General features: G+C 38.3%; 12 protein-coding genes and 1 pseudogene. 7 read left to right on the forward strand and 6 right to left on the reverse strand.

The features are described from left to right. Nucleotides 1-169: 169 nt before the first annotated feature. On the reverse strand, nucleotides 170-1318 hold the full coding sequence (locus AKG98_RS02495) for a 1-acyl-sn-glycerol-3-phosphate acyltransferase (protein WP_067040904.1): 1149 nt from the start codon (nucleotides 1316-1318) through the stop codon (nucleotides 170-172). 164 nt (nucleotides 1319-1482) lie between these two features. Further along, the gene (locus tag AKG98_RS02500) at nucleotides 1483-2160 is read right to left on the reverse strand and encodes a 7-cyano-7-deazaguanine/7-aminomethyl-7-deazaguanine transporter (protein ID WP_067040906.1); all 678 of its coding nucleotides are present in this window, start codon (nucleotides 2158-2160) and stop codon (nucleotides 1483-1485) included. Nucleotides 2161-2493: 333 nt separating this feature from the next. Between AKG98_RS02500 and AKG98_RS02505 the strand changes: the two genes are divergently transcribed. Then, a complete protein-coding gene (locus tag AKG98_RS02505; RefSeq protein ID WP_198155384.1) occupies nucleotides 2494-3336 on the forward strand; it encodes a DUF2971 domain-containing protein in 843 nt (280 codons plus the stop codon). 313 nt (nucleotides 3337-3649) lie between these two features. Here the strand turns inward: AKG98_RS02505 and AKG98_RS02515 are convergent, their stop codons facing one another. Further along, the gene (locus tag AKG98_RS02515) at nucleotides 3650-4072 is read right to left on the reverse strand and encodes a hypothetical protein (protein WP_067040912.1); all 423 of its coding nucleotides are present in this window, start codon (nucleotides 4070-4072) and stop codon (nucleotides 3650-3652) included. Between the two features lie 38 nt (nucleotides 4073-4110). Here AKG98_RS02515 and AKG98_RS22620 point away from each other — a divergent pair. Beyond that, nucleotides 4111-4551: pseudogene (locus AKG98_RS22620) on the forward strand (tyrosine-type recombinase/integrase); the annotation flags it as partial. Between the two features lie 110 nt (nucleotides 4552-4661). Here the strand turns inward: AKG98_RS22620 and AKG98_RS22625 are convergent. After that, on the reverse strand, nucleotides 4662-5483 hold the full coding sequence (locus AKG98_RS22625; protein ID WP_067040915.1) for a hypothetical protein: 822 nt from the start codon (nucleotides 5481-5483) through the stop codon (nucleotides 4662-4664). 839 nt (nucleotides 5484-6322) lie between these two features. On the opposite strand from AKG98_RS22625, the gene AKG98_RS02525 reads away from it, so the two are divergent. The 4 genes from AKG98_RS02525 (at nucleotide 6323) to AKG98_RS02535 (ending at nucleotide 8854) form a co-directional block, all read left to right on the forward strand. Then, the gene (locus AKG98_RS02525) at nucleotides 6323-6790 is read left to right on the forward strand and encodes a hypothetical protein (RefSeq protein WP_067040917.1); all 468 of its coding nucleotides are present in this window, start codon (nucleotides 6323-6325) and stop codon (nucleotides 6788-6790) included. Between the two features lie 41 nt (nucleotides 6791-6831). Next, nucleotides 6832-7698 (forward strand): DUF2971 domain-containing protein, encoded by an 867-nt coding sequence (locus AKG98_RS02530; protein WP_067040921.1) that lies wholly within the window; start codon nucleotides 6832-6834, stop codon nucleotides 7696-7698. A gap of 517 nt (nucleotides 7699-8215) precedes the next feature. Next, nucleotides 8216-8347, forward strand: coding sequence for a DUF3149 domain-containing protein (locus AKG98_RS21800; protein ID WP_083543866.1), 132 nt, complete (start codon nucleotides 8216-8218; stop codon nucleotides 8345-8347). Between the two features lie 141 nt (nucleotides 8348-8488). Further along, entirely contained in the window at nucleotides 8489-8854 is a 366-nt protein-coding gene (locus AKG98_RS02535; RefSeq protein WP_067040924.1) for an STAS/SEC14 domain-containing protein, read from the forward strand. A gap of 20 nt (nucleotides 8855-8874) precedes the next feature. On the opposite strand, the gene AKG98_RS02540 is transcribed toward AKG98_RS02535, so the two are convergent. Further along, nucleotides 8875-9162, reverse strand: coding sequence for a DUF3630 family protein (locus AKG98_RS02540; RefSeq protein WP_067040926.1), 288 nt, complete (start codon nucleotides 9160-9162; stop codon nucleotides 8875-8877). Nucleotides 9163-9195: 33 nt separating this feature from the next. After that, entirely contained in the window at nucleotides 9196-11016 is a 1821-nt protein-coding gene (recQ, locus tag AKG98_RS02545) for a DNA helicase RecQ (protein ID WP_067040928.1), read from the reverse strand. Nucleotides 11017-11240: 224 nt separating this feature from the next. On the opposite strand from recQ, the gene AKG98_RS02550 reads away from it, so the two are divergent. Beyond that, nucleotides 11241-11963 (forward strand): DUF4956 domain-containing protein, encoded by a 723-nt coding sequence (locus AKG98_RS02550; protein WP_067040930.1) that lies wholly within the window; start codon nucleotides 11241-11243, stop codon nucleotides 11961-11963.

An 11963-nucleotide genomic window follows, 5' to 3' on the forward strand; every position in this document is an offset into this window, starting at 1 on the left:
GAAGCAATGTGAGCAATGTCTTGTCCTACTGAAACAAATAATGATTTCCTGAAGAACAACCTAATAGTAACGATTCTCATTTGCGTTTGCAAGGGTTTTGTATAAATAATAAAAATTCAAATAAAAAGCCCAGCGAGGCTGGGCTTACAACACAATTTAACTTTCGATATTAATCTGCGATGGCTAACTGCTTCTCTACTGATTTTGCATACCCTGATAACACGACAGTATGTAACTTGGTCGGTATCGCTTGTAAATGAGCAGTAAATTTAGCGCGTTGCTCAGCAGTGACTTTACTTGCAGCCTGCTTATACTCAGTACTGGCATGTAGTTGCTCTGCCGCTAATAAATTAGTCCCATGCAAGTAATAATTATTATTGATAGTCTGATCAATACGCTCGGCCAATTCAATCGCATCGGTAAGATCATCAACAATGACATCACCAAAAGTCACGTTAACATGGCCTTTAAAGCCAACAATACCTTGAACAATACTATCAATATCTTCAAATTCAGTTTTATTGTACTCACCCGCTGTCGCTAATTGTGAAAGTTCATTCGCCTTAGCGGCATCGTTTGGATCATATTCGTAAGAGATAGTCACCGGCACGATATTTAATGATTTCATGTATTCAGGAAAGCTAATTTTCTGACCTTTACCATGCATATACATCATTTTTAAAATTGCAGGGTCGGTCTGATCATTACCATCTTTAGCACGGCCTTCTTTTTGCGCAATCCAAATCGACTGTTGTTCAGTTTGGATTGAATGGGCAATATAACCGGATAATGATTTAAATGCCGCAATCATTTCACGCATCCCTTTCACAGAACGTTTCACAATAAAACTTTTATTCAAACGCATCAAATCGGATACAAATGGTTTTTTCAATAAATTATCACCAATGGCAATACGCACAGTATCATGACCATGTTGGTGTAATCCCCAGTTTAAAAATGCTGGGTCCATCGCAATATCACGGTGATTCGAAATAAATAAATAATTTTTATTTTTATCCAACTTCTCTATACCGTCAAAGGTAACTTGAGTGGTTGTGGTCGCTATCATTTTTTCCATATAAGCGATCACTTCGTGCTGAATTTCGCTAATACTGGTGATTTTTCGACATTTACGGCGTAACGCCATACGGATCATCGGGAATATCACCCAACTAAAATGTTTAATCAAGCGCGGAAACTGAAAGTGCGCGATCGCCGTAATAAATTCGTTATCGTTAACTAAGCGTTCAACAACACTTGTTATTTCGTCATCATTAAAAGGACGAATATCATCGTATAAACCCACGTCTGTTGCCATTCGGCACCTCAATTGCGTGTAAATTAAAAGCATAAAATCTAGAACGGGCGATTATACCTTAACTGCCGTTACATTTACTGTAATAAAACAAAAAAGGCGCTAAACTTTTCACATATAAGTGAATAAGTTTAGCGCCTTTCGCCCCCTTACAAAATTAAGTTACATTAATTTAATTTCACAGAGGAGAGGTTATTGTTCGCATTCGCTTCAAATGTGATAACACCCGCTAACTTAGTTAATAAAATACCATAAAGCGGTAAAAAGATGATTAAACTGATCAGCAGTTTGAACCCATAATCTACCGTGGCAATTTCAACCCAATTAGCCGCCATAAATGGATCAGCACTTTGATAAAACGCAACAAAGAAGAAAATAGCCGTATCGATTAAATTACCAAATACCGTTGATGACACTGGTGCAAACCACCATGTTTTTAATTTTCTTAAACGATTAAAAACAACAATATCAAGAGCCTGTCCGCATAAATAAGCTAGAAAACTCGCGAGAGCAATACGACCCACAAAACTATTAAACTCACTTAGCCCTGCAATTCCTTGATAACTACCATCAAAAAATACGACAGACAGAACATATGAAATCAATAACGCAGGTAACATAACTTGCGCAATGATGCGCTTAGCCATGCCCGCACCAAATACACGAATGGTTAAATCCGTCGCCAGAAAAATAAACGGAAACGTAAAAGCACCCCATGTAGTATGGAAGCCAAAAATATTGATAGGGAGTTGGACTAGATAGTTGCTCGCCGAGATCACCAAAATATGAAAACAAGAGAGACAGATCAACGCTTGACGCGTCTGCATTGCAGTTAATTCACGCATAATAAACCTTTTTAGTTAAATTCATGGGGTAAGGGAACCCATGCAAATTGTGCCGCACTTAGGCGGACGAGCATTATACAAAAGCTGACATCGAATTCAATGGAATTATATTTAAGATATAAATTTTTCACTCAAGACCAGAGCACCGCTTAATCTATTATCTTTCATTATTATCAACCCATTACTAACTTATACACCAAAATGTCACTTGGGATTAAAGCTCACAATATTTATAAAACTATAAATTTGACTAATCTTTTTTAAAGCTTGTATTATGTGCTTCGATGCCTATAACCATAATGGTCACTTTGAATGTTAAGACTTTACAAGTACATGTCTCAAGATGTAGCGCTCAAATTTATCAGTAACCCTGTGCTTAGAGTTACTCCTAGATGGGCGTTAAATGATCCATTTGAATGCAAACTAGCTAATACAACAAATGAGCAATTGAATAGCCTTAATGGCAGTGATGATTTAAATATTCATTTTGAAAGTTTTATGGGGTTACATGGCATAGTTTCCCTATCAGAAACTCCAGATAATCTTCTAATGTGGAGTCATTATGCTCAAGAACATAAAGGAGCCGTAGTTGAGTTTTTCATCGATGAAACAGACCCGTTAAGCATCTTTAATATTAGTAAATGCCCTATATCCTCAGATGCAAAACTTGGTAAAGTCAACTACCGTAAACGCCGAAATTATCCGTTTAACGTGGATGCAGAATCTTTAGAACCAATTAGAACACACTACTATTTAACGAAATCAGACGAATGGATTTATGAGAAAGAGCACCGATTTATAATTCCGGCAACGGAAGCTAACTATATGAAATCTGAAAAGTGTTCAAAGTATAATTATGATGAAAATGGCTTAGCCCTCATTGGGTCATCACTGGGTGCTAGTGAACAGCTGCAACTATGGAAGGACTCTAAGGAAACAGGAGCTATGTTTTTTGCCAGTGTTAATCCTAAGAAAATTGGACGATTTATTATTGGCTGTGATGCAGACTTAGAACTTTACAAAACGGCGATGATAGAAGCCGAACATAGCTATCCGTATAGAAGTTTTGCTGACTCTATATCTAATAAATTTCGTGGTGTAGAGATTTCAAAACTTCATTCAGAACGATTTGAACTGTTTTTTGAACCGCTAAATACTGAAATCCATAGTATTTAGATGTACTAATATCCTTGTATATAAACTTATACAAATGCGACCAAAGAGGCAATTAGCTCTAACGCTATTATTGGAAATAATTATATTATGAACCATAAAATGCACTCAAACAGAGTGCATTCAACCTATTACTTGGCATTCTCGGCCTCTATTTTTCGCCTTAACTCCAGCTCAAATATTCGCTTATCATGTTCAGAGAGAGTTATTTTTATATCCCTATCAGACTTGAAAGACTGCCAACTTAACCATGATGCAAACATCACCAAAGGCGGTATGCCAAGCTGGGTTAAGAATCCAATAGCAGGAAAATCCATTACAACACCGCCCGTTTATTTACCCATTTCTCCATGGCCGTGCGTAACATCCGCCTAAAACCAAACGTATCAATGTAAACCATCCCCAAACCGTACCAATAATATTCTGGTACCGTTTCTAATGATCCAAAGCCAAGACCAACGTAGTTCGAATAGTCAGGCAGAAAACAAAGTATTAACGGGGCGGTAGTGATTAATAATAAATATTCATCTTTCCAGCCGCGACCGTTTATACTAATTTCATCCAGTTTGGCCGCGTTAGTGTCACCCGCCGCCGCCCGTTTTGCTTTGGCTTCTGAAACTGCGGCTTTTAATACGCCATCTTGTTTAATTTCATCTGCTTTATTTTTACGTACAGCATTGAATGCACTAAATCCAAAGCGCTTAGATTTGACGCCTACATTGGAAAAAAGGCAATCCAATTAACGGCGTTAGAATGCTAAAACACAAACGGGCTGAAATGGGATTCTTGCAGCCTAAGAAAATGACCTACCTACTTGAAAAATTAGAAAACTCACATAACAAAGATGCGCAGGTTATTACCAAGATTTGTTTAAGTACAGGTTGTCGATGGGGTGAAGCCGCCAACCTTCGCAGCGAGCATATAGCAAAAAATATTGTAACCTTCGTCAGCACCAAAGGTAACAAGCCGCGTTCGGTGCCAATATCACCGGCACTATCAAACATAGTGCCTAAACGGACAGGTAAACTATTCCCTAAAAGTTGTAACGACTCAACATTCAGAACTGCAATTAAGAACGCAAAAATTAAATTGCAGCGCGGACAAATGACACACGTTTTACGCCACACATTTGCCTGTCACTTTATGATGAACGGAGGTAATATTTTGGTGCTGCAACGCATACTTGGTCACGCTTCGATTGTGGATACCATGAAATATTCACATTTTGCGCCCGACCACTTAGAAGATGCGGTTAGGTTGAATCCGATAGCAGGCATTGATACCCTCACTCCGTCAACCATAACATACGCTATGCCCAGTGATTTTAATCACATGTCTGCTTCGTATAAATTAAAAGTCTCATTATTTTTTCTATCCCTAACGCAAAGATCTAAGGCATTCATGCACCATTCAAATTTAAAACGGCTTGGTGGTTGTAAGTTACATTTATTATAGAGACTGTTTATATAATTCCGTTCGTCTAGCTTAGAGTCATACTCTCCAATTATTTTCATGTACTCATCAACGTCTTCTATTAGATATGCTGGATACTTAGAAACTACATTGCGATGCCTAACGTAACTATTTCCTCTGCCCATTCCTTGTCGTGCATGTTTCTCATGTAACGCCCACATTCTAACTAGTTCGCAGCTAGTTCTATCGCTATTGAATACTTCATGATTAAAAATGCCTATTGCTTGGAATTTTCCACGCGTTACATAGGCAAAAAGAACATCGTCCGTTCTATTAGGTAGAGCATCTAGATGAAAATGATGAAACCCTGCAGTATTTAAAATTGTATCTTTGTCATCTCGATAGTCAGGTGGGTTTATTTCTGGTGTATATCCATATTGATGAGCTCTTTTTGAGTGATAAAGATTTATATCTTCTCCATTTCTTACCTTGTCGAGAAGTGCTTCAATTTTATCTTCCAATGCTTTGTAGCGACTATCCGCTTTTACTTCTGGCTCAATCACTGCAGTCCGACATCGAGGAGGGACAATTCTTGATCGCCAATGTAAATAATAAGTAAGAACTTTATGTAAACTTTCAGATTCTAGTTTTTGTGATGTAGTTTTATCGTTTGGATAAAATGTTAACTCCTTGATTAAACCATCCTTAAACTGTTTTATTCTTGTTGATTCTTCCATCGGCTCCCCATAGTATTCATTTACTAAATTTAACTTTACAGTTTGTTGGGGGCTTTTTCAATTCAATAATAAAATCATAGATATGCGGCCTATTGGACATAAAAGTGACAGTACGCCGTGACATTCCTCCTCTTAGATAAAACATCTTCCCCGATACTTATTTTTACCCTTTAAAACTGCTTTCAACCTATCATTTCGGATAGGTTATTTTGCACTTTTTTGGTAAGTCTAGCTTTCACATATGTTTTGATTGGAAAGCTTTTATCTAATGCTTTTGTAATATGAGTTAAGCATCCCAAGGTTTTCCTACCCCATCAATTTAGCATCAACAATAACTCGATAAGTCATTCAGTTGCATTTTGTTTCAGGCTCTATTTTTATAGGAAATTGGCGGCATGAAGCACATCTAATCAGATGTACGGCATATCAGAAGTGAGGTGTGAATTATAAAGCATACGCAAAGACACTCAATAGAGTGTGGTTTAAGGGAAGCCATGTAAATTGTGCCGCACTTAGGCGGACGAGCATTATACAAAAGCTGACCCGCAATTCAATGGAATTATATTTAAGACATAAAAAGCACTCAAATTGAGCAGGCCATATTTATGTGTAATGGGAACGGTTAGAGCGAATTGTTTTACACTCCCCCTATAAGCATTTTATAAAAATTGTCATAGTTTTTGGTAAGCAGTCAGATTTATCTTGTAGGCGAGGTTTATATCAATATAATCAGCCATATAGATGATCTTACATGTTACTTAAAAGACCAGGTTGATAATTTATAAGACAATTCGACGTCCCTAAAAATACAAATATTACTAGCTACTAGGAGTTTAGAAATGATTTGGGTTGCAATACTGATTGGAATATTATTACTATTTTCATTTCCTAAGCAGATGGGGATACTGATAGGGGTGGTTGCTGTCGGGTGTGGCGCAACATACTTATATTCTGAAGCAGAGAAGAGTAAAAAGATAAAGCAGATTGAAGCCGTAATTGTTACCGTAAGCTTTAATACCAAGTATTGCTCTGAAGAATTTCCAATATTTGTAAACATAAAAAATAGAAGCAATAAAATAGTTGAGAAAGTGAGCTGGGGAATTAATGCTTATAGAAAAGGATATAGCAGTAATGTAGCCGACAACAACTATTTTAGAGAGTACTCATCAGACAAAATACTTAATACAGGGCAACACTTTGGAGTTTGTTACAAAGTACCACCACTTTCAGGCACTTTAAATCCAAAAGATCTTAACTGGTTAGCGGTAAATAAAAGCATTGATTTCAAACAGCGCCAAGCTCAATAAGCGGCTAAACCGCACAATTTTCTTCTTGCAGGATATAATAAATGAAAGCAATAGATAATATATTTGAAGACTCTGTTAATATTCCTTTATATCACTACACTGGGATTGGTTCACTTCTAGGTATCGCTAAAGGGGAGGCACTTTGGGCTAGTAGCATTTCATATATGAACGATTCTAGAGAAATAGTTCATGCTTGTGAAACAGTTGAAAGAGTTCTTCAATCTCGACTTGCCTTTGGAAGGCAAGATGAAGAACATGAGTGTCTCACGCAATTACAAAAGTATACGGAATTTTTATCAACACTTTCTCATAAATTATTTGTTTTCTCTTTATCTGAAAAACCTAATTTACTAAGTCAGTGGAGAAGCTATACTCCACATGGGAAAGGAGTTAGCCTAGAATTTTCCGCAGAAAAAGTGAACTATATAGCTAAACATTCAGACATGAAAATAGCTCGCTGTATTTATGATGAGATAGGACAAAGAGAAATCATTACAGCTCTAATTGAGCGGCTATTGGTAAACTTTAGACAGCAACTCCCACATATGCCCGTTTTTCATGGCCACCCATCACAGTGTTATAGTCCTTTCTTAGATCAATATAAAAATGATATTCTTCAAGTGTTAGCAATTATTAAGGACGAAGCATTCGAAGAGGAATGTGAGTGGCGGTTAATCTCCCCTCATTATCCAGAAGGTAACAACACCAATCTAAAGTTTAGAGAAGGAGCATCTATGTTAGTTCCATATATAGAGCTTCCTTTAGGTAATAAACCATTTTTCAGTCATGTACGAATGGGGCCATCTCAACATCAAAACCTAGCGTTTGAAGGTTTAATGATGTACCTCTCTAATGAAAACATTAGCAACTCTCTTGGTAATTGCCAAATACCATATAGAGAATGGTAAGAGCGGTTTTGAACTAAATTCTATATGAAACACCAAATGCACTCAAACTGAGTGCATTATTCAATGGCTTTCTGCCTTCAAGTTTTATCTGTTTTCTTCAATACCGTTACGCGAGCATTTAAATTCACAATATTGTCTCTTATCCCCATTTTATTTTTATCAGCTGCCAACCTACCCAACACGTAAAAACTACAAGTGGATTAATACCAAGACTGTTTAGCAGGAAAATCACAACACAGCCCATTTATTTACCCATTGCTCCATGACCGTACGTAACATCCGCCTAAAAGTTGCAACGATTCAACATTCAGAGTTTCAATTAAGAATGCAAAAAACGAGTCATCATATACCGTCATCACACTTTAAAAACAACATAACCATAACAAAACGATTCACTGATCTGGATCAGTTTATCGAATGTGGAAAACGGTATTATTACTCATAAATAAGTAATAATTACTTGCTAATACAAGCATGACTATTTACTGATATAACCAATAATAAGAGGACGAACACGATGGAAATTTGGACTAAACTTTTAAGCGACCTTTTTTCTGACACGGTCGGCATTGCCTCGATTAGTGTCATCGCCCTCACCCTTATTATTGCCAGTGTACTTATCGGTATGTTTATTGTGAAGAGCCGATAACCACGATAAGGTAACAACTACGGGTTAATTACTATTAGCAAATACCGACTATAATAAGTGCATAGTCATGAATGTTAGCCGCTGTGCACCCCAAGTTATGCCTTGCATTAATTAAGGACATTCAATTACCCGGAGATGTCCATGATCACTATCATCAACCTTTCTGAAGCCAATCTGTTTATAAACCTGTCTAAAACAATCACTCACAGTGATTACGAAAATGTATTAGAACCCGTCATAAACGATATTCTTAAACAGCACAGTCAGATAAATGTCTGCGTGATATTTGCAGATGATTTTTCGGGTCTTGAATTTCATGCCTTAATCGATGATGCCATGATGGGCATAAAGTACTGGCAATATTGGCATAAAATAGCCTTGGTTTCCGAACCCAAATGGCTGCATTCGATTGCAACAGCCATCGAGGCGATCAATCCCATTACTGTCGAAACTTTCTCAACAATATTACAAGCAGAATTATGGTTTAACGAAGAAGAGTATTTTTAATTGATGTAATGATTCTGCGCCTACGCTAACTTTGTTGCTATTTCAGCAAGAATACCCTGGTCTTCTTCACGGGTAACAGCAAGCCATGCACTGCATGTGTAATCTTCAAATTCAAACAACAAATTAATATCCTTATATTCCAACATCCAGGCGTGGCGATCTGCCCCCCAATTTTTATCACATACTCGCGCACCTAATAGCGTGACTAATTTGGGTGCAAGCGTCATAAAGTTTTCAAAGCTCACCGCTTCATGTTCTAACATCAAAATATTATCTGTTGCTTGCTGCGTTGCCAGTGTCCAATTCATTGTTTTATCCTTAAATACGATCAATCTGTACTGTTAATCGTAAGACGCTATTTTAGTTAAAAATTGACGACCGAAACGTTCTAATTTAACGTGACCAACACCGTTAATATCCAACATTTCAGCTTCATTTTGTGGTTTTATTTCTGCCATTTCAGCCAATGAAGCATCATTAAACACAACATAAGGTGGAATATTTTCACTGTCGGCAATGTCTTTACGTAACTTACGCAGTGCAGCAAACAGCTTACGGTCATAATTAAAGTTAGCAATACGACTATTGCGTTTTGGTGCTTTATCGACATTCGTAATAGGCTGTAATCGAGGTTCTGCTAATTCTAGCTCTTGCTCACCACGTAATACCGGACGTGCCGCTTCTGTTAATTGTAATACCGAGCTGCGGGTAATATTTTGTAACAATAACCCGCTATGCACGAGTTGGCGTAACACACTTAACCAGTGCTCTTGCGATTTATGTTTACCAATACCAAACGTCGATAACTTATCGTGCCCACGCTCTTTCACCCGTTGGTTTTGCGAACCTCTTAATACATCAACAACATACGCCATACCAAATGCCTGACCAACACGATACACGCACGACAATGCCATTTGTGCATCTTTAGCGCCGTCATATCGCTTCGGCGGATCTAAACAAATGTCGCAGTTACCACAAGACCGATCATTAAACTCACCAAAATAATTCAGTAATACCTGACGACGACACGTTTGTGCTTCGGCAAATGCCACCATGGTATTGAGTTTATGCATTTCAACACGTTGCTGCTGCTCGTTCTCAGTTTGTTCAACCATATAACGCACCCGCATAATATCCGCGGGATCAAACATTAATAACGCTTCTGCAGGTAAACCATCACGCCCAGCTCGGCCTGTCTCTTGGTAATAGGATTCAATATTTTTTGGTAAGTCGTAGTGCACAACAAACCGCACATTGGGCTTATTGATCCCCATCCCAAATGCCACGGTCGCCACCACAATATCCAATTCATCACGAATAAAGGTTTCTTGTGTATCTTGGCGCTCTTGTTGGGGCAAACCCGCATGATAAGGCTTGGCATCAAACCCTGCCCGAGTTAACCCTTCAGCCACTTCTTCAACGCGTTTTCGACTTGTGCAATAGACAATGCCACTGACACCGTCTTGTTGTTTTACATAACGTTTAAGCTGATCTAACGCTTTAAATTTTTCCACCAACGAATAACGAATATTAGGTCGGTCAAAACTCGACATACTCACTTTAGGATCGTTCATTTTCAATTGATTCAGTATATCTAAGCGTGTGGCATCGTCTGCCGTAGCCGTTAATGCCATCAAAGGCACATTTGGAAACAACTGTTTCAACTTCCCTAACTCATTGTATTCTGGTCTAAAATCATGACCCCACGACGAAATACAATGCGCTTCATCAATGGCAAATAAACTGATTGGTAATTGCTGTAAATACTGTAAAAAATCACCCACCATCAAACGCTCAGGAGATAAGTACAGAACTTGTAGACGGTTATTATGTAAGTCATTAAAGATTTGCGCAGACTCTTGTCGCGCTAAGGTTGAATTCATATAAGCAGCAGAAACACCACTGGCTCGCAGTGCATCAACCTGATCTTTCATTAATGAAATTAACGGGCTTAACACGATCGTTAACCCGCCACGCACCAAGGCGGGTATTTGATAGCATAATGATTTACCGCCTCCCGTAGGCATAATAACTAAACTATCGAGTCCTGCGACAGCATGTGCGATCACATCTTCCTGACCCATACGGAATTGTTGATAGCCAAAGACGCTCTCAAGTACTTGCTGAGCAGATGGAAGAGTTGAAACAGATGCTGTCATGATAGTTCGTTCTCGGTTTAATTCAATTAGGGTTGTTCTGAAAATAACGTAATCGGTAATTTTAGCAGGATATGCATGCACTAAACAAACGCTACTAAAACAAAATTCGCGCGAATTATTCAACTGTAGTCATCAATATACAGAATATTGCCTACACTGGATCGTAACAGTATAAAAAATAGTTATATATCCCCAAAAATCCCCACATTCAAGGAGAGTCAATTGTGGAACCAATCAACCCAGCGATAGCCGCCTTTTTACCCAACGAAGTTCAGGATATGTTCTTCCCTTTTGCGAGTGTCATGCTTGCACCATTATTGATGAACTTGGTGATAGGCTTTGCTTTATCTTGGGTTATTGGTGTCCACTTCCGCTATTTCGCGTCTTCATTTTGTAACCGTCAAGATTTCTCTCGTCTATTCCCTTTACTTATGTTGACGGTTATCTTAATTATCTCAATTGTTAAAGCATCTCTCGCACTGGCGCTGGGCCTAGTGGGTGCGTTATCAATTGTACGCTTTCGTACCCCGATCAAAGAACCTGAAGAACTGCTTTATTTATTTTTAAATATTGGTATAGCTGTCGCTCTGGGTGCTGGGCAAACCACTGCAGCAATCACAGCATGTATAACCACCTTAGTACTGGTGAGCTTTATTAGACATTCCAAAACAGACCATCATGGCGAAAAAGGTATTTTCTTATCATTACGTCACCAACATGAAGGTGAAAATCAAGTAAGTATCAGTGAACTGCAAGCGATCTTCACCACCCATACCACCCGCAGTGATTTACGCCGCTATGATCATGAGCGGCAACTCGTCGAAGCCACCTTTTTTATCTCTTTTGCCAACAGTGAACATTTGGATAATTTATTTGAAGCATTAGAACATCGATATCCAGGAGTGGCGTTATCTTTACTCGAACAACATAACATCGCTGGAGTGTAG

The sequence above is a fragment of the Moritella sp. JT01 genome (genome assembly GCF_001574435.1).
GTDB lineage: Bacteria > Pseudomonadota > Gammaproteobacteria > Enterobacterales > Moritellaceae > Moritella.